16 protein-coding genes are annotated in these 17,096 nt (G+C 61.9%); 7 read left to right on the forward strand and 9 right to left on the reverse strand.

Annotation, left to right across the window (positions count from 1 at the left end):
- Window positions 1-2: 2 nt before the first annotated feature.
- Genes HX817_RS06255 through HX817_RS06270 form a run of 4 tightly spaced genes read right to left on the reverse strand, consistent with a single transcriptional unit; the run spans window position 3 to window position 2,740 of the window.
- Window positions 3-1,151 (reverse strand): MalY/PatB family protein, encoded by a 1,149-nt coding sequence (locus tag HX817_RS06255; RefSeq protein ID WP_102605241.1) that lies wholly within the window; start codon window positions 1,149-1,151, stop codon window positions 3-5.
- 59 nt (window positions 1,152-1,210) lie between these two features.
- Window positions 1,211-1,834 carry an FMN-dependent NADH-azoreductase gene (locus HX817_RS06260; protein ID WP_177039973.1) on the reverse strand — a complete coding sequence of 208 codons (624 nt, stop codon included), beginning with the start codon at window positions 1,832-1,834 and terminating at the stop codon, window positions 1,211-1,213.
- Complete coding sequence (locus HX817_RS06265; protein WP_003217019.1) at window positions 1,831-2,271, reverse strand: GNAT family N-acetyltransferase; 441 nt, start codon at window positions 2,269-2,271, stop codon at window positions 1,831-1,833. Before HX817_RS06265 ends, HX817_RS06260 begins: the two co-directional genes overlap by 4 nt.
- Window positions 2,264-2,740, reverse strand: coding sequence for a carboxymuconolactone decarboxylase family protein (locus tag HX817_RS06270; protein ID WP_177039974.1), 477 nt, complete (start codon window positions 2,738-2,740; stop codon window positions 2,264-2,266). The genes HX817_RS06265 and HX817_RS06270 overlap by 8 nt, the downstream gene beginning before the upstream one ends.
- 133 nt (window positions 2,741-2,873) lie before the next feature.
- Between HX817_RS06270 and HX817_RS06275 the strand changes: the two genes are divergently transcribed.
- The 3 genes from HX817_RS06275 to HX817_RS06285 all read left to right on the forward strand — a co-directional run bounded on the left by HX817_RS06275 (window position 2,874) and on the right by HX817_RS06285 (window position 7,174).
- On the forward strand, window positions 2,874-4,247 hold the full coding sequence (locus HX817_RS06275) for a PLP-dependent aminotransferase family protein (RefSeq protein ID WP_177039975.1): 1,374 nt from the start codon (window positions 2,874-2,876) through the stop codon (window positions 4,245-4,247).
- 81 nt (window positions 4,248-4,328) lie between these two features.
- Window positions 4,329-6,584, forward strand: a complete 2,256-nt coding sequence (locus tag HX817_RS06280; RefSeq protein WP_087693840.1) for an arginine/lysine/ornithine decarboxylase — start codon at window positions 4,329-4,331, stop codon at window positions 6,582-6,584.
- 20 nt (window positions 6,585-6,604) lie between these two features.
- Window positions 6,605-7,174: a GNAT family N-acetyltransferase gene (locus tag HX817_RS06285; RefSeq protein WP_003217028.1), complete on the forward strand. Its 570-nt coding sequence runs from the start codon at window positions 6,605-6,607 to the stop codon at window positions 7,172-7,174.
- Window positions 7,175-7,300: 126 nt separating this feature from the next.
- Here the strand turns inward: HX817_RS06285 and HX817_RS06290 are convergent, their stop codons facing one another.
- Entirely contained in the window at window positions 7,301-8,203 is a 903-nt protein-coding gene (locus tag HX817_RS06290) for a LysR substrate-binding domain-containing protein (RefSeq protein ID WP_177039976.1), read from the reverse strand.
- 176 nt (window positions 8,204-8,379) lie between these two features.
- Between HX817_RS06290 and gspG the strand changes: the two genes are divergently transcribed.
- Complete coding sequence (gene gspG, locus HX817_RS06295) at window positions 8,380-8,808, forward strand: type II secretion system major pseudopilin GspG (RefSeq protein ID WP_102369043.1); 429 nt, start codon at window positions 8,380-8,382, stop codon at window positions 8,806-8,808.
- A 4-nt stretch (window positions 8,809-8,812) separates the two neighbouring features.
- Here gspG and HX817_RS06300 read toward each other — a convergent pair whose 3' ends face one another.
- On the reverse strand, window positions 8,813-9,049 hold the full coding sequence (locus tag HX817_RS06300) for a hypothetical protein (RefSeq protein WP_003209248.1): 237 nt from the start codon (window positions 9,047-9,049) through the stop codon (window positions 8,813-8,815).
- A gap of 228 nt (window positions 9,050-9,277) precedes the next feature.
- Here HX817_RS06300 and HX817_RS06305 point away from each other — a divergent pair, with 228 nt between their 5' ends.
- Window positions 9,278-9,835, forward strand: coding sequence for an NADPH-dependent FMN reductase (locus HX817_RS06305; RefSeq protein ID WP_008431334.1), 558 nt, complete (start codon window positions 9,278-9,280; stop codon window positions 9,833-9,835).
- A gap of 84 nt (window positions 9,836-9,919) precedes the next feature.
- Here the strand turns inward: HX817_RS06305 and poxB are convergent, their stop codons facing one another.
- Window positions 9,920-11,644, reverse strand: a complete 1,725-nt coding sequence (gene poxB / locus HX817_RS06310; RefSeq protein ID WP_008431335.1) for a ubiquinone-dependent pyruvate dehydrogenase — start codon at window positions 11,642-11,644, stop codon at window positions 9,920-9,922.
- Between the two features lie 78 nt (window positions 11,645-11,722).
- Window positions 11,723-12,955 (reverse strand): NADH:flavin oxidoreductase/NADH oxidase family protein, encoded by a 1,233-nt coding sequence (locus HX817_RS06315; RefSeq protein ID WP_177039977.1) that lies wholly within the window; start codon window positions 12,953-12,955, stop codon window positions 11,723-11,725.
- Window positions 12,956-13,024: 69 nt separating this feature from the next.
- Here HX817_RS06315 and HX817_RS06320 point away from each other — a divergent pair, with 69 nt between their 5' ends.
- Window positions 13,025-13,447 carry a MerR family transcriptional regulator gene (locus HX817_RS06320; protein ID WP_177039989.1) on the forward strand — a complete coding sequence of 141 codons (423 nt, stop codon included), beginning with the start codon at window positions 13,025-13,027 and terminating at the stop codon, window positions 13,445-13,447.
- Window positions 13,448-13,480: 33 nt separating this feature from the next.
- Here the strand turns inward: HX817_RS06320 and acnB are convergent, their stop codons facing one another.
- Complete coding sequence (gene acnB, locus HX817_RS06325) at window positions 13,481-16,081, reverse strand: bifunctional aconitate hydratase 2/2-methylisocitrate dehydratase (RefSeq protein ID WP_003209239.1); 2,601 nt, start codon at window positions 16,079-16,081, stop codon at window positions 13,481-13,483.
- A gap of 394 nt (window positions 16,082-16,475) precedes the next feature.
- On the opposite strand from acnB, the gene HX817_RS06330 reads away from it, so the two are divergent.
- A complete protein-coding gene (locus HX817_RS06330; protein ID WP_093197112.1) occupies window positions 16,476-16,946 on the forward strand; it encodes a DUF1289 domain-containing protein in 471 nt (156 codons plus the stop codon).
- The last annotated feature ends 150 nt before the right edge of the window (window positions 16,947-17,096 follow it).

Consider the following 17,096-nt stretch of genomic DNA (forward strand, 5'->3'; position numbering starts at 1 on the left):
CCTTAACGGTGACGCAGGCTGCGTTCCAGGCGGGCGATGCCTTCTTCCAGCATGGCCCGTGGGCAGCCGAAGTTCAGGCGCACGAATTGCTGGCTGTCATCGCCGAATTCAATCCCGGCGCTCAAGCCGACCCTGGCCTGTTCGAGGAAGAACCGTTGCGGGTCGTCCAGGCCCAGGGCGCTGCAATCCAGCCAGGCCAGGTAGGTGCCTTGGGGCGCATGCATGACCACGCCGGGCAGGCGGGTTTGCACGGCGTTCAGCAGGTAATCGCGGTTGGCTTGCAGGTAGGCCACCAGCGCCTGCAGCCAGTCGCCGCAGTCGCTGTAGGCCGCACGCGTGGCTTCCAGGCCCAGGGGGCTGACGCTGTCGACCATGCCGCAGCGGGCTTGGTTGAAGCGCTCGCGGATCTCGGGATTCTGGATCACCGCGAAGCAGGTCTTCAACCCGGCGACGTTATACGCCTTGCTCGCCGACATCAGGGTGATGGTGCGTTGGGCAATCTCGGGGCTGAGGCTGGCGGTGGGAATATGCCGGCGGCCGTCAAAGCACAGCTCGGCGTGGATCTCATCGGAGACGATCAGCGCACCCTGGTCCAGGCAGGCGCTGGCCACGGCCAGCAGTTCCTCACGGGGGAAGACCTTGCCCATCGGGTTGTGCGGGTTGCTCAACAGCAGCGCCCCGGCGCCGGTGAGGGCTTCACGCATTGCCGGCAACGGCGTGAGGTACTCGCCTTCGGCGCTCAGCTCAAATGGCACTTCGATCTTCGGCAGGTTCCAGTGGCCGGGCGCCAGGCGGATCGGGCGATAGTTGGGGGTTTGCAACACCACCGGTTGGCCGGGCTGCACAAATGCGTGCAGCGCCATGTTGAAACCAGGCTCGACCCCCGGCAGGAACAGCAACTCATCCGGCTGTACGCGCCAGGCGTACTTGGCCCACAGATCGGCGACGATCGCCTCGCGCACGCCATCGCAGGCCACGCTGTAGCCGAGGATCTGTTGACCGAGGCGCTGGTGCAGCGCCTGAAGCACAGCCGGTGGTGCGGCGATGTCCATGTCGGCAATCCACATCGGCAGAACGTCTTGCGGGTAACGACTCCACTTGGTGCTGCCGGTGCCGAGGCGGGAGTGGATCGTGTCGAAATCAAAGCTCATGGGTGGCTCGTATCAGGGAGGCGGGCGTAGAAATGGCGCTGATTCTAGCGCCATTAATTTTACGCGCCAGCGCTGATTGCCGCCCGGGCGCCCGCTTGCCGGTCAAATGCCTCGGCCAACTGCGTGTAGGCCTGTTCCAGGCTGCGCTGCACGGCGGCTGCGCCACGCACCATGGCCCCCAGATAGACGAAATCCACCGCGTGAATGCCCACGGTTCCAAGGATCGCCTGCAGGTAGGGCGTGAGGAAGTCGGGCTCGCGGTTTTTTCGCGAACTGCCGGAGCTGACCAGTACAAAGGTGCGCCGGTCCTTGAGCAAGCCGACTTTCTCAAACTGCGGATTCACCGTGAAACTGCGGTGGATGCGCACCACATGGTCGATCCAGCACTTGAGGGCCGCCGGCACCGTGAAATTGTGCACGGGGGTGCAGATGATCAACAGGTCACAGGCTTCCAGCTCGACAATCAGTTGCTCGGAGCGCTCGGTTGCCGGGCCGCTCAGGCCGCCGGGCGTGGTCAGGGCGTTGGCGTATTCCCGAGTCAGCGCCGGCAAGCCCTGGCCGCCGTAGTCGCGTTCGACCACTTCGGCCTCGGGTGCCTGTTCGCGGAGCAGGGCGCGGGCCAGGCGGAAGGTCTGGGCGGCCTTGCCGTGGGGGCTGAAGCTCAGTAGCAGGGCGCGGGTCATTGGCCGAGGTCCTGTGAAAAGTGCATCCCCAGTGGCAGCAGGCCCTGGCGAAAATAGAAGCGTTGGGCCAGGGCCATGTGCATGCCGGTGTCCAGCACCAGGTAGCGATAGCCCAGGCGGCGGGTGTGCTGGCGTACCTCGTCCAGCAGGCGCGCACCCAGGCGTCGGCGTTGCAGGGAGGCGTCCACCACCAGATCATCGACGTAGATAAAGCGCCCATACAGCAGGTTTTCCGTCAGGCGATAACCGGCCAGGCCCAGCACCTGGCCGTTTTCCCGGGCGGCCAGCAGGCGGTAGCCGGTTTCGCGCTGGCGCTGGATCTGCTGGACGAAGGCGTGTGGGTCTTCGAGCTTTGGCCGCAGTTGCTGCATGACGGCAAAGCAGGCCAGGCAGTCGGCGTCGCTTTCGATGTGCACAAACTCAACAGAGTCATTCATGGTTGCCGTGCTCCATGTGCGCTTTTACGGCGGCAGGGACTTTGCGAAAGCTGATGGCGACGCGGTTCAGGGCGTTCATCAGGGCGATAGCCAGGGTCAGGTCGGCAATTTCCTTGTCATCGAAGAGGGCCTTGGCCTCGGCATAGTGTTCGTCCGGCACCTCGGTGTGTGCGACCTGGGTGACCGACTCGGCCCAAGCTAACGCGGCGCGTTCACGCGGGCTGAACAACGGCAACGCTTCGCGCCAGGCGGCCAGCAGCATCAGCTTTTCCAGGCTCACGCCCTGTTTGAGCAGGTCGCGCGAATGTGAGTCCAGGCAGTAGGCGCAGCCGTTGAGTTGCGAGACCCGCAGGTACACCAGGTCAATCAATTCCTTCTCCAGGCCGCAGCCGTGGATGTAGCTGTGCACCGAGCCAAGGGCCTTGTAGCCGACGGGCGCCGCCAGGGCGTAGTCGAGACGGTGTTGCATAGGGTGCTCCTTGTTTCGTGAAGTGATGCCGTCAGTGTGGCGGCCGGGTCGCCGGCTCAATAGGGCCAAGAATGGACAAGCGGGTTGGGACAAGATCAGACTTCAGGGCTGATTCACTGTGAGCCGGATAACGATGTCGTCACTGCCCAAATACCAGGAGATCTACCGGCGCTTTCGCCAGGCCATCGACCAGGGCCAACTGCGCCCCGGTGAGCGGGTGCCGTCGGTGCGCAGCCTGGCCCAGGAACTGAAGGTGGCCCGGGGCACGGTGGAGACGGCCTACCAGTTGCTGGTGAGCGAAGGGTTCTTCCTGGCGCGGGGCCAGGCAGGAACAGTGGTGGCCGAGGCGTTGCCGCAGCGCTCGATCAAGTCGTTGCCGGTTGAACCCGAACCCGTGGCGCCGGCGTCGGCCCCGCGCCTGTTGCAGTTGGGCTTGCCGGCGCTCGACAGCTTTCCGCGCAAGCTGTGGGCGCGGCTGGTCACCCGGCAAGTGCGCCGAGTCGATGTGAACAGCCTGGCCATGGGCGATGTGCGTGGCGCCCGCTCGCTGCGTGTGGCGATCGCGCAATACCTGGCGCTGTACCGGGGCGTGGAGTGTTCGCCGGAGCAGGTGTTCGTGTGTGCCGGTTACTCGGCGTGCCTCGCGCTGGTGTGTGATGCGCTGCAGATGGCCGGCCAGCCATGCTGGTTCGAAGACCCGGGCTACCTGCATGCGCGGCAACTGCTGCTGCACTTGGGGGTGCAGTTGGTCCCGGTGCCGGTGGACCACGACGGGCTTGATGTGGAGGAGGGCATACGGCGTGCGCCCGGCGCCCGGCTGGCGATTGTCACCCCGGCCCACCAGAGCCCGCTGGGGGTGGCCCTCGGTACTGCGCGGCGCCATCGCTTGCTCGATTGGGCACAGGCCCACGGCGGCTGGGTGGTGGAAGACGACTACGACAGTGAGTTTCGCTACAAGGGCCAGCCCCTGGCCGCGCTCAAGAGCCAGGACACGGCCGATCGGGTGATCTACTCCGGCAGTTTCAGCAAGATGCTCTTCCCGGGGCTGCGCCTGGGTTATCTGGTGGTGCCTCGGGCGCTGCTCCCGGCCTTTGAGGCCAGCGCCGGCGTGCTGCAAAACCGCAGCGCCGAATTGCTGCAAGCCACCACGGCGGACTTTCTCGACCAGGGCCATTTCACCCGTCACCTGAAAAAAATGCGCCAGCTCTACACCGCGCGGCGCGGCTTTCTGGTGGAGGCACTGGCCAGTCATTGCGGGGCGCTTTTGCAGGTGGATGAGCAGTCCGGCGGGATCAACCTGCTGGCGCGGCTGCGGGTGGACGTCTGCGATCAGGCCGTCGCTGCGGCCGCCGCACGTGCCGGGCTGGGGATACAGGCCGTGTCGGGCTGGAGCATCGAGCCCGGCGGTCAGCAAGGTCTGTTGATGGGCTTCACCAACCTGGCGACTCGCCAGCAAGCAGTGGAAGCGGCGCTGGTGTTGCGCGAGGTCATCGACGGCGCTTTATGAACACCGGTTGAACATCTTCATTCGCCACATCCGCTCCGAGCTTCTACCCTGAAGGCATAGCCCTCAGGACGCCAAGCGCTCATGTACAAAGACCTTAAGTTCCCGGTTCTGATCGTACACCGCGACATCAAGGCCGACACCGTTGCCGGCGACCGCGTCCGGGGCATCGCCCGGGAGCTTGAGCAGGAGGGCTTCAGTATCTTTTCGGCGGTGGACTACGCCGAGGGTCGCCTGGTGGCTTCGACCCATCACGGCCTGGCCTGCATGCTGATTGCCGCCGAGGGGGCCGGGGAAAATACCCATCTGATGCAAAACATGGTGGAGCTGATCCGCCTGGCGCGGGTGCGGGCGCCAAACCTGCCGATCTTCGCCCTCGGTGAGCAGGTCACCCTGGAAAACGCCCCGGCCGATGCCATGAGCGAGCTGAACCAGTTGCGGGGCATTCTTTATCTGTTTGAAGACACCGTGCCGTTTCTTGCCCGGCAAGTGGCCCGTGCGGCCCGCGCCTACCTGGATGGCCTGTTGCCGCCATTCTTCAAGGCCCTGGTGCAGCACACGGCGGATTCCAATTATTCCTGGCACACCCCCGGTCATGGCGGCGGCGTGGCCTATCGCAAAAGCCCGGTGGGGCAGGCGTTTCATCAGTTCTTCGGGGAAAATACCCTGCGTTCGGACTTGTCGGTGTCGGTGCCGGAGCTCGGCTCGCTGCTGGACCACACCGGCCCGTTGGCCGAAGCCGAGGCGCGGGCAGCGCGCAACTTCGGTGCCGATCACACCTACTTCGTGATCAATGGCACCTCCACCGCCAACAAGATCGTCTGGCACTCGATGGTGGGCCGAGATGACCTGGTGCTGGTGGACCGCAACTGTCACAAGTCGGTGTTGCATTCGATCATCATGACCGGCGCCATCCCGCTGTATCTGTGCCCGGAGCGCAATGAACTGGGGATCATCGGGCCGATTCCCCTGAGCGAGTTCAGCCCCGAGTCGATCCGCGCCAAGATCGACGCCAGCCCGCTGACCCGAGGCCGACCGGCCAGGGTCAAGCTGGCGGTGGTCACCAACTCCACCTATGACGGCCTGTGCTACAACGCCGAACTGATCAAGCAGCAACTGGGCAACAGCGTCGAGGTGCTGCACTTCGACGAAGCCTGGTACGCCTACGCGGCGTTTCATGAGTTCTTTGCCGGGCGCTACGGCATGGGCACCTCGCGCACGGCCGACAGCCCGCTGGTGTTCACCACGCACTCCACCCACAAGCTGCTGGCGGCGTTCAGCCAGGCGTCGATGATCCATGTGCAGGATGGCGGCGTGCGCAAGCTGGACCGCGACCGCTTCAACGAAGCGTTCATGATGCATATTTCCACCTCGCCGCAGTACAGCATCATCGCCTCCCTGGATGTGGCGTCCGCAATGATGGAAGGGCCGGCGGGGCGCTCGTTGCTGCAGGAGATGTTTGACGAAGCCCTGAGCTTCCGACGTGCCCTGGCCAACCTGCGCCAGCACATCGCCGCTGAAGACTGGTGGTTTTCCATCTGGCAGCCGCCGCTGGTGGCGGGCATTGACCGGGTGGTGACCGCAGACTGGCTGCTGCAACCCCAGGCCGACTGGCATGGCTTTGGCGATATCGCCGAAGACTACGTGCTGCTGGACCCGATAAAAGTCACCCTGGTGATGCCTGGCCTGAATGCCGGCGGGGCTTTGAGCGAGTGCGGAATTCCCGCTGCGGTGGTCAGTAAATTCCTCTGGGAACGTGGGCTGGTGGTGGAAAAGACCGGGCTGTATTCGTTCCTCGTGCTGTTTTCCATGGGCATCACCAAAGGCAAGTGGAGTACCCTGCTCACCGAACTGCTGGAATTCAAGCGCAGTTATGACGCCAACGTGAGCCTTGCTGTCTGTTTGCCATCGGTGTTTCAGCAGGGCCCGGCGCGGTATCAGGGATTGGGTTTGAAGGATCTGTGCGACCAGTTGCACAGCTGTTACCGCAGCAATGCCACGGCCAAGCACCTGAAGCGGATGTACACGGTACTGCCGGAAATCGCGATGAAACCGGCCGACGCCTATGACCTGTTGGTCAAGGGCGAAGTCGAGGCGGTGTCCATCGACGCTTTGCCAGGTCGGGTCGCAGCGGTCATGCTGGTGCCTTACCCGCCGGGCATTCCGTTGATCATGCCGGGTGAGCGCTTTACCGAATCGACTCGCTCGATCATTGATTACCTGGCGTTTGCCAGGACGTTCGATAGCAGTTTTCCCGGCTTTGTTGCCGATGTTCATGGACTGCAACACGAAGATGACGGCAGTGGTCGTTGTTACACCGTCGACTGCATCAAGGGTTAAGGATGTTTATGCAAGCTGTAATGAACCCGAAGTACCCGGGCCTCAGTGTCCGGGTGGCTGACGAAGGATTTGACGCCTACGTGTGGGGGAACGACTTCAGCTTTGAAGTCAACGCCTACGGCAAGCCGGAAATGGGCAAGCGCGTAGACCAGTGGGCGGTGGAGCGTATCGTGCCGTACCGCAAATGCTACGGCATCGACCCCGAGGAGTTCGCCAGCTTCCGTGACGCGGCCGACAGTGCGGTGTTCATGGCCTACCTCGATGACCGGCCCGTGGGGCATATCGTGGTCAGCACCAACTGGAACGGCTTTGCCCACGTGGATGAACTGGCGGTGGTCTTGCCCGCGCGGCGCCACGGGGTGGCCAAGGCGTTGCTGGACGTGGCGCAGTTCTGGAGCCGCAAGAAGAACCTGCCGGGGATGATGCTGGAGACCCAGAACAACAACCTTGGTGCCTGCCGGCTGTATGAGCGCTGCGGGTATGTGATGGGCGGGATCGACCACCTGCGCTATCGCGGGATTGATCCGCAGACGCGCGAAGTGGCGATTTTCTGGTATCGGTTGTTTAAGACAGAATTGGAAGCAGTCTGAGCTGCACCGATCGACTGTGGGAGCCGTCGAGCCCCAGCGAGGCCGCGATGGCGGTGTGTCAGGCAACCTCTTTATCGACTGTGCCGCCGCCTTCGCAGCCTCGCCAAGGCCCGACAGCTCCCACATTCACGGCAATGTGCTTGTCAGCAGGTTTTCAGCCTTCTCGGTGACAATCTCCAGCAGCGCATTCAAGGCGGGCGATGGCTCGCTACCCTTCAGGGTCAACGCATACAAGGTCACCACAATCGGCGGTGACAATGGGCACGCATCCAGCCCGGCTTCCCGTGCTCCGCTGGCGGTGAACGGGTCGACAATCGCCAGGCCTTCCCCGGCTTCTACCATGCTGCGCATCATCTGATACGTCTGCACCCGCGTTTGCACCACCGGCAGCGGGCGCAGGGCTTGCAGCTTGCTGTCCAGCAGGCGGCTCAGCGGGTCCTGGCCTTCAAGGCCGATCATCGACTGCCCGGCCAACTCCTGTAGCGCAATGTATTTCTGCCGCGGCTTCAGCCAGCCATGGGGCGCGAGCAATTGCAGCTTGCCGTGGGCCAGCGGTTGGCTGTGGATTTGCGGGTGTTCCGGGTCGTGCAGGCTCAGGCCGAGGTCGGCTTCGTGCAGCAGCAGGCTTTTGACGATGTCCCGGGTGGAATGGCTGGAGAGGTTGCACGGCATGTCTTGGAAACGTCGGCGCAGCACGGCGATCGCCTGGGGCAGCAGTTGATTGGCCAGCGGCGGGGTGCACAGTGCGCGCAAGGGCGGAGCATGGTGGTGCTTAAGGCTGCTGGCCAGGCGTTGCACCGGCTCAAGGGCTGCATAGAGGTGGGCGATTTCGGCCTGCAGCTCAAGGGTTTCCCGGGTGGCCTGCAAGCGTCCGCGCACACTGGCGAACAGCATGAAGCCCAACTGCAGCTCGGCATCCTTGAGGGTTGCGTCCACATCGGCCACGGGCAGTTGCAACCATTCGGCGGCGGTGCCGAGGTGTCCGGTCTGTAAAATCGCTTGAATGACTTCGATATGACGTAAACGCATGGCCGGAGTCTATGTTCAGCGCGACGTGGATTCAATGGCTCAGGCCCGGGCGTGGAAAAAAGACCCGCCACGGCAGCGCCCCAACTAGACTTGCACGATCAAGTCCCTTGGCGCCTGCAACCAGCAGGTCATACAAAGGGCGTATCAACCAGAGGATCCACGGGGGAGCCTTATCGATGCTCGGTAAAACAGACACGCGCGGGTTTTCGTTGTGGGACCTGCTGGTGGTGGTGCTGGTGGTCGGCGTGTTGGCGGTTGCGGTGGGGCCGCGGATCTTCGGCGACGTGACTCAGTCGGAAATCGCCACGGCCAAGGTCCAGTTGAAAGAGCTGGGCAAGGCAGTCGAGCAGTTTCATCAGGATGTAGGGCGTTATCCTACCGACGACGAGGGGCTGGCGGTGTTGACGGTTCAGCCAGCGGGAGAAGGGAAGTGGCGGGGCCCCTATCTCAAGGATCAGGACATGCTGACGGACCCTTGGGGCGTGGCCTATCAGTACCACTATCCTCCCAGCCAGGCCAAAACCAACTTTGATCTGTTCTCGTTCGGCAAGGACCGGACACTGGGAGGCGTCGGCGATAATGTTGATATCGCCTATGGGGAATAACGTCTTATGAAGCGTGGATCGTTGCCGATTCGCGGGTGATGATAGTGCCCGACTGAATCAGCCTGAACTCATCGCCATCCAGTTTTTCTACGCGGTCGCCAATGGCCAGCTTGTAGGTGGTGGTGGGCGCCGAGCCAGCCAGGCCGTCGAGGGGCGGGTTGGATTCCTGGAACTCATGCACCGAATAAACGCGACCTTCCGCGTCTCTGGCATGGAACTGTCCGACAAGTACTGCTGCCATCTGTTTAGAACCTCTGGAGATAAACACTCGATTTGCGGTTCTGTAGACCGTAGGAGAGCGGGGTAGTTTACCTATTGAAAAAAAATACTATTCGTTGACTTTTTCAGACATTACTTACAAATCCATCTGCGGTGTAAACGTCCCTGGGGATTGCAAAAACGCGCTGGTGATAGCGTCGCGCAGGCTCTATAACTACAAGCTCCTTAAGTCAGAAACCGGGAAACCCCAATGAGCAAGGTCTACACGATTGCCGTACTGGTCGGCAGCTTGAGAAAAGAGTCGATCAACCGCAAGGTCGCCCTGGCACTGGCCGAGTTGGCGCCCGCCAACCTCAAGTTGAACATTGTCGAAATTGGCGATTTGCCGCTCTACAACGAGGACATCGACGGTGCTGCACCGCCGGCAGCCTACAGTACTTTCCGTCAACACGTGCGTTCATCCGACGCGGTGCTGTTTGTGACCCCCGAATACAACCGCTCCGTGCCGGGTGTATTGAAGAATGCGATTGACGTCGGTTCGCGCCCTTATGGCCAGAGTGTCTTCAGCGGCAAGCCGGGTGCGGTGATCAGTGTGTCTCCCGGAGCCATCGGCGGTTTTGGGGCCAATCACCATTTGCGCCAGTCGCTGGTGTTTCTCGATGTGCCGTGCATGCAGCAGCCGGAAGCCTATCTGGGCGGTGCGGGCAGCGTGTTCGATGAGTCGGGCAAGGTCTCGGAAAAGACCAAGCCGTTTTTGCAGGCGTTTATCGACGCCTATGGCAAGTGGGTGGAAAAACAGCACGGCTGATCAGCCGTGCGAAAAAAGACCCCGCTATTTAAGCGGGGTCTTTTTTGTCTGCGGTCGGCCGCGTGGTCGGCGACTACGGCGCGATTAACGCAGCCAGTTGGTTTTCGCCAACTCGATCACCTCATCACCGCGTCCGCTCATCACCGCCTTGAGCATGTACAGGCTGAAGCCCTTGGCCTGCTCCAGCTTGATGCTCGGCGGCATCACCAGTTCCTGGGTGGCGGTGACCACGTCCACCAGCACCGGGCCGTCGTGGGCCAGTGCGCGGCGCAGGGCTGGTTCCAGGTCTTCGGACTGCTCTACGCGAATACCGAGGATGCCCATGGCGTTGGACATGGCGGCAAAGTCCGGGTTTTTCAGCTCGGTGCCGGTATCCAGGTAGCCCGCCGCTTTCATCTCCATGGCGACGAAGCCCAAAGAAGAGTTGTTGAACACCACCAGCTTCACCGGCAGGTTCAGCTGCGCCAGGCTGATGAAGTCACCCATCAGCATGGTGAACCCACCGTCACCGGACATCGAAATCACCTGGCGCCCGGGAAACGCGGCTTGCGCACCGATGGCCTGGGGCATGGCGTTGGCCATCGAGCCGTGGTTGAACGAGCCGATCAACCGGCGCTTGCCGTTCATTTTCAAGTAACGCGCCGCCCAGACTGTCGGCGAGCCAACGTCGGCGGTGAAGATTGCGTCGTCGTCCGCCAGTTCGCTGAGCAGGCGCGCAACGTATTGCGGGTGAATTGGCCGGCCGGCCTTTGACGGTTCCGCCAGGTCATCCAGCCCTTGGCGGGCTTTTTCATAATGCTTGAGCGAGGTTTCGAGGAAGCTGCGGTCCGTCTTGCGGGTCAGGCGCGGCAGCAGCGCCTGGATGGTCTCGCTGACGTCAGCTGCAATGCCCAGGTCCAGCGTGGCACGTCGGCCCAGTGCCTGCGGGTTGCGGTCGACCTGGATGATCTTCGCGTCGGTCGGGTAGAACTGGCGATACGGGAAGTCGGTGCCGAGCATGATCAGCGTGTCGCAGTTGAGCATGGCGTGGTAGCCGGAGCTGAAGCCGATCAGGCCGGTCATGCCGACGTCGAACGGGTTGTCCCACTCCACATGTTCCTTGCCGCGCAGGGCATGCACCACGGGCGCGCCGAGGGCGTCGGCCAGGGCCACCACCTCATCGTGGGCGCCGGCACAGCCGCTGCCACACAGCAGGGTGACTTTGCCGCTGTGTTCGAGGATGTCGGTGAGGCGTTGCAGGTCCTGTTCCGCCGGCAAGGTGCGCGGTGCCAGCAGGGCCGGCCACGGTTTGAATTTATCTTCTACTTCCAACAGTGACACATCCCCCGGAATCACCACCACCGCTACGCCGCGATTGAGGATCGCCGAGCGCATGGCACGGTGCAGCACGTGAGGCATCTGCTCGGGGTTGGTCACCAGCTCGATAAAGTGGCTGCACTCCTTGAACAGTTCCTGGGGATGGGTTTCCTGGAAGTAGTTCAGGCCGATCTCGGAGGAGGGGATCTGTGCGGCAATGGCCAGCACCGGCACGTGGTTGCGATGGCAATCGAACAGGCCATTGATCAAGTGCAGGTTGCCGGGGCCGCAGCTGCCGGCGCATACGGTCAGTTCGCCGGTGGCGGCGGCTTCGGCACCGGCGGCAAACGCGGCCACTTCTTCGTGGCGCACATGCATCCACTCGATGCTGTCCATGGTGCGCAGGGAGTCGGTCAGGCCGTTGAGGCTGTCGCCGGTCAGGCCCCAGATGCGCTTGATGCCCGCCTGTTCAAGGGTGGTCGCCAATTGCTGGGCCAGGGTGATTTTCGCCATGAAGAACTCCAATCGTCAGTGAGGGTAAAAAGCTGCTGATCAGTTAAGGACAGTTCCATGGCGCTGAATGCTCCCCGCTCAATGTGAAGAATTGGTCATCGCAGCGCGATATTGCCGAGTGCGGCGGGCGATAAACAGTTGGTCTTTTATCAACGCCAGCAGCGGCGTCACCCCGGGTTTCGGCTGGCGGCCACGGCTCAGGCGGCGAAGCTGATAGCGCACCACTGCCATGCTCGCCAGGCTGGCCAGGGGTTTGCGCTTCCAGCGGATCGGCGGCAATTGCGGGTTGAGATCGCGGCCGGCGCGCCATTGCTTGATCAGGTGCGGCTCCAGGGTCAGCGCGGTGGCGATCCCGGCCATGGCGATGCCGCTGTCCAGGACTTGCTGCACGATCGGCAAGCGCCGGATGCCGCCGGTGACCATCACCGGCATGTTGGCGACTTTCGCCAGGTCGCTGGCCATCTCGATGAAATAGGCTTCGCGGGCCAGGGTGCGTCCGTCGCGAGCCTCGCCTTGCATGGCCGGGGCTTCGTAGCTGCCGCCGGACAGTTCCAGCAGGTCGATGGCCAGCGGGTTGAGCAGCTCGACCACGGCATGGGCGTCGGCGGCGTCGAAGCCACCGCGCTGGAAGTCGGCGGAATTGAGTTTCACCGCCACGCAGAAATCCGCGCTCACGGCGGCGCGCACGGCCTTGATCACCTCCAGCAGCAGCCGTGCACGGTTTTCCAGGCTGCCGCCCCAGCGGTCTGTGCGCTGGTTGCTCAAGGGCGAGAGAAACTGGCTGAGCAGGTAGCCGTGGGCCGCGTGAATCTGCGCGCCGCTGAAGCCGGCCTTTTCGGCGAGACGCGCGCTGGTGGCGAAGCGCGTGATGACGTCCTGGATATCTTCTTCGGTCATGGCCTTGGGTTGGGCGAACATCTTCGAAAAACCGCCGAGATCGAGGGCCACCGCCGAAGGTGCCAGGGCCTGCTGGCCGAGGTTGGCCATGGTCTGACGGCCCGGGTGGTTGAGCTGCACCCAGAAGTGCGCGCCCTTGGCCCGGCCAATCGCGGCCCATTGGCGAAACTTGTCCAGGTGACGTTCGTCTTCCAGCACCACGCCGCCGGGGCCGGTCATGGCGTGGCGGTCGATCATCACGTTGCCGGTCAGGATCAGGCCGGGCTCGCCGTCGGCCCAGGCTTGATACAAGCGCATCAGGGCCTCGGAAGGCGCCTGGTTCGCATCCGCCATGTTCTCTTCCATCGCCGCCTTGGCGATGCGGTTACTGATGAGCTGGCCGTTGGGCAATTGCAACGCTTCAAAGGGCGACATGCTTGACTCCTCACATTGGGAGCGCTCAGGCTAAGCTTAAAGGTCACTTTAAGGTCAATGGGGTTGGCGATGAATATTGGTGAACTGGCGGAACGCAGCGGCTTGGCAGCCTCGAAGATTCGCTTTTACGAAGCCAAGGGGCTGATCCAGGTCGAGCGACAAGGTAATGGCTATCGCCGTTATCCCATGCAGACGTTGCAGACGCTGCAATTGATCCAGGGCGCTCAGCGCGCCGGTTTCAGCTTGCAGGAGTTGAAGGCGCTGATGCCCGACGATTCGCCGAGCGAGGCGAAACGCGCCGATATCATCTTGAGGCTTGAGCGCAGGATTGCGCAGATAGAAGAGCTTCAAGCCCGAATGGACCAGAGCAAGGCAGAGTTACGCGCGGTGATCGCCACGATCCAGGCACACCCGGAAGGCACGCCGTGCACCCAGGCGCAGGACAAGGTCTGGGCCTCAATCGAGGCGCATAAAAAAACGCCGCGCATCTGACGATACGCGGCGTTCGTTTACAGCAACAAAACCTTAGGCTTGAACCACAGGGATGTTGGCGCTTGCAGCAATTTCACGGAACTCGGCGATCTGGTCAAAACTCAGGTAGCGATACACGTCGCTGGCCATGGTGTTGATCTTCGCGGCGTATTCCATGTACTCCTCGACGGTCGGCAGGCGACCCAGGATGGAAGCCACCGACGCCAGCTCGGCCGAAGCCAGGTAGACGTTTGCGCCGTCACCCAGACGGTTCGGGAAGTTACGGGTCGACGTCGACACAACGGTCGAGTTCGGCTCTACACGTGCCTGGTTACCCATGCACAGCGAGCAGCCCGGCATTTCCATGCGCGCGCCAGCCTTGCCGTAGATGCCGTAGTAGCCTTCTTCGGTCAGTTGGTGAGCGTCCATCTTGGTCGGCGGCGACAGCCACAGACGGGTTGGCAGCTGACCCTTGACCTGATCCAGCAGTTTACCGGCAGCGCGGAAGTGACCGATGTTGGTCATGCACGAACCGATGAACACTTCGTCGATCTTCTCGCCAGCAACGCTGGACAGCAGACGGGCGTCGTCCGGATCGTTTGGCGCGCAGAGCACAGGCTCCTTGATGTCGGCCAGGTCGATCTCGATGATTTCAGCGTATTCGGCGTCAGCATCGGCAACCATCAGCTCAGGGTTGGCAACCCAGGCTTCCATCGCTTGGGCACGACGTTCCAGGGTACGCGCATCGCCGTAGCCTTCACCGATCATCCAGCGCAGCAGGGTGATGTTGGAGTTCAGGTACTCGGTGATGGATTCTTTCGACAGCTTGATGGTGCAACCGGCAGCCGAACGTTCAGCCGAGGCGTCGGACAGCTCGAAGGCTTGTTCGATGCTCAGGTTGTCCAGGCCTTCGATTTCCAGGATACGGCCGGAGAAAGCGTTCTTCTTGCCTTTCTTCTCTACGGTCAGCAGGCCAGCCTGGATCGCGTAGTAAGGAATGGCGTGAACCAGGTCACGCAGGGTGATACCAGGCTGCATTTCACCTTTGAAACGCACCAGGATCGATTCCGGCATGTCCAGCGGCATGACGCCGGTGGCGGCGGCGAACGCTACCAGGCCGGAACCGGCCGGGAACGAAATGCCCATCGGGAAACGGGTGTGGGAGTCACCACCGGTACCGACGGTGTCCGGCAGCAGCATGCGGTTCAGCCAGCTGTGGATGATGCCGTCGCCCGGACGCAGCGATACGCCGCCACGGGTCATGATGAAGTCAGGCAGGGTGTGGTGGGTGGTCACGTCGATCGGCTTTGGATAGGCCGCGGTATGGCAGAACGACTGCATTACCAGATCGGTGGAGAAGCCCAGGCACGCCAGGTCTTTCAGTTCGTCACGGGTCATGGGACCGGTGGTGTCCTGGGAGCCGACGGTGGTCATCTTCGGTTCGCAGTAGGTGCCTGGACGAACGCCAGCCACGCCGCAGGCCTTGCCGACCATTTTCTGCGCCAGGGTATAGCCCTTGTCGCTTTCAGCCGGGGCTTCCGGCAGTTTGAACAGGGTCGAAGGTGGCAGACCCAGCTCGGCGCGAGCCTTTTCGGTCAGGCCACGGCCGATGATCAGCGGGATACGACCGCCGGCACGGACTTCATCCAACAGGACCGGAGTCTTCATTTCGAAGGTGGTCAGGACTTCATCGCTGTTGTGCTTGGTGACTTTGCCAGCATGCGGGTACAGGTCGATCACGTCGCCCATGTTCATGTTGGTAACGTCGAACTCGATTGGCAGTGCGCCGGCATCTTCCATGGTGTTGTAGAAGATTGGAGCGATCTTGCTGCCGAAGCAGAAGCCGCCAGCGCGCTTGTTCGGCACGTAAGGCACGTCGTCGCCGAAGAACCACAGTACCGAGTTGGTGGCCGATTTACGCGACGAACCGGTACCGACCACGTCACCGACGTAGGCGATCGGGAAGCCCTGGCCGCGCATTTCTTCGATCTGCTTCATCGGGCCGGTCTTGCCTTGCTCATCCGGCACGATGCCTTCACGGGCCATTTTCAGCATGGCCAGGGCGTGCAGCGGGATGTCAGGGCGGGACCAGGCGTCCGGGGCAGGGGACAGGTCGTCGGTGTTGGTTTCGCCGGTGACCTTGAACACGCGCAGGCTGATCTTGTCGGCCAGGGTCGGGCGGTTCTTGAACCACTCGCCGTCGGCCCAGGACTGGATCACGGCTTTGGCGTGTTCGTTGCCGTTCCTGGCTTTTTCCGCGACGTCGTGGAAAGCATCGAACATCAGCAGGGTGTGCTTGAGTTGGGCGGCAGCGACGGGGGCCAGGGTGGCGTCGTCCAGCAGCTCGACCAGGGTCACGATGTTGTAGCCGCCTTGCATGGTGCCGAGCAGTTCAACAGCGCGTTTCTTGTCGATCAGGGGAGAAGTGGCTTCGCCCTTGGCCAGGGCAGACAGGAAACCGGCCTTGACGTAGGCAGCTTCGTCAACGCCTGGTGGAATGCGGTTGGTGATCAGGTCAACGAGGAATTCTTCTTCGCCAGCCGGGGGATTTTTCAGCAGCTCGACCAGGCCTGCGGTTTGTTCGGCGTTAAGCGGCTGGGGAACGATACCCAGGGCTGCACGCTCTTCGATATGTTTGCGGTAGGCTTCAAGCACAGTTATTACCCTCATCAGTGGTCCCACGGGACGCTCATCCAGAAATGCACGGCACGCATGCGCTCAGGGGCTTTTTGGGCCGTAGAGCCAGCGCTGCCGGCAATCCTCACAGAAGCTGCTTTCAAAGTTTTACGCCTGCAGAACGGAGCTGATGAGGGTTGGCGCTGGCTATTTACCGGGTAAATAACCATCGCCAACACCGTTCTTTAGGAACGACTGTGCTCGTGACGCTTTGAAAACAGCTTCCAACGGATTATTGGCGCCTTACAAGGCCGGATGATTCTACGGCAAAAAAATTCTAAACGTAAGTTGCCGCGCCAAGTTTGCAGGGTGATCAACCTTAGACAAAGGGCTAACATGTGCAACTGTTTCGCTGATTTGTGCGTTGTCGACCATGTCTAACCAAACCATCAAGACCCCCTGCGTAGGCCTGTGCTCCACGGTTTACGGCGATCTTGTGTGCCGGGGGTGTAAGCGGTTTCACCATGAGGTGATTCAGTGGAACGGGTATAACGAGGAAGAAAAACGTGCGGTGTGGCTGCGGCTGGAGCAGTTGTTGGTGCAGGTGATGGCCGGGAAGCTTGAGGTGTTTGACCCTAAAATGCTGCGGGGGCAGCTGGAGCAGCGCAAGATTCGATTTGTACCGCATCAGTCGGAGTACTGCTGGGCGTATCAGTTGATTGCCCGGGGGGCTCGGGTGATCAGTAATCTTGAGGCTTATGGGATGGTATTGATGCCGGAGTTTCGGGATTGGGGGTTGCCTGAGTTGCGGGATGCGATTGATCGGGAGTTTTTTATTTTGTCCGAGGCGCATTATCAGCGGTATATCGCGCCGGGGTTTCTCAGGGATGCGTTTGGGGGGTGATTGAGTACATATCCGTTATTTGGGTAACGGCCGCTTATGGTTCCGCTCTTACAGCGGCTCACTTTGGAAAAGCCCCAAAGTAAGCAAAGGGCTCTGCCCCGCCTGTCGGCACCTCGCCTAGGCTCGGTGTTCCCTCACTCCGGCACCGCG

Source organism: Pseudomonas sp. C6002 (genome assembly GCF_013385805.1).
In the GTDB taxonomy this organism is placed as follows: domain Bacteria; phylum Pseudomonadota; class Gammaproteobacteria; order Pseudomonadales; family Pseudomonadaceae; genus Aquipseudomonas.

Excerpts from the sequence above, each read along its gene's own strand:
- HX817_RS06275 (WP_177039975.1), top strand. The coding sequence starts at position 2,874 with ATGTCGTCACTGCCCAAATACCAGGAGATCTACCGGCGCTTTCGCCAG.
- HX817_RS06265 (WP_003217019.1), bottom strand. The coding sequence starts at position 2,271 with ATGAATGACTCTGTTGAGTTTGTGCACATCGAAAGCGACGCCGACTGC.
- HX817_RS06300 (WP_003209248.1), bottom strand. The coding sequence starts at position 9,049 with ATGGCAGCAGTACTTGTCGGACAGTTCCATGCCAGAGACGCGGAAGGT.
- poxB (WP_008431335.1), bottom strand. The coding sequence starts at position 11,644 with ATGGCGAAAATCACCCTGGCCCAGCAATTGGCGACCACCCTTGAACAG.
- HX817_RS06280 (WP_087693840.1), top strand. The coding sequence starts at position 4,329 with ATGTACAAAGACCTTAAGTTCCCGGTTCTGATCGTACACCGCGACATC.
- HX817_RS06320 (WP_177039989.1), top strand. The coding sequence starts at position 13,025 with ATGAATATTGGTGAACTGGCGGAACGCAGCGGCTTGGCAGCCTCGAAG.
- gspG (WP_102369043.1), top strand. The coding sequence starts at position 8,380 with ATGCTCGGTAAAACAGACACGCGCGGGTTTTCGTTGTGGGACCTGCTG.
- HX817_RS06285 (WP_003217028.1), top strand. The coding sequence starts at position 6,605 with ATGAACCCGAAGTACCCGGGCCTCAGTGTCCGGGTGGCTGACGAAGGA.
- HX817_RS06290 (WP_177039976.1), bottom strand. The coding sequence starts at position 8,203 with ATGCGTTTACGTCATATCGAAGTCATTCAAGCGATTTTACAGACCGGA.
- HX817_RS06260 (WP_177039973.1), bottom strand. The coding sequence starts at position 1,834 with ATGACCCGCGCCCTGCTACTGAGCTTCAGCCCCCACGGCAAGGCCGCC.
- HX817_RS06305 (WP_008431334.1), top strand. The coding sequence starts at position 9,278 with ATGAGCAAGGTCTACACGATTGCCGTACTGGTCGGCAGCTTGAGAAAA.
- HX817_RS06330 (WP_093197112.1), top strand. The coding sequence starts at position 16,476 with ATGTCTAACCAAACCATCAAGACCCCCTGCGTAGGCCTGTGCTCCACG.
- HX817_RS06270 (WP_177039974.1), bottom strand. The coding sequence starts at position 2,740 with ATGCAACACCGTCTCGACTACGCCCTGGCGGCGCCCGTCGGCTACAAG.
- HX817_RS06255 (WP_102605241.1), bottom strand. The coding sequence starts at position 1,151 with ATGAGCTTTGATTTCGACACGATCCACTCCCGCCTCGGCACCGGCAGC.
- HX817_RS06315 (WP_177039977.1), bottom strand. The coding sequence starts at position 12,955 with ATGTCGCCCTTTGAAGCGTTGCAATTGCCCAACGGCCAGCTCATCAGT.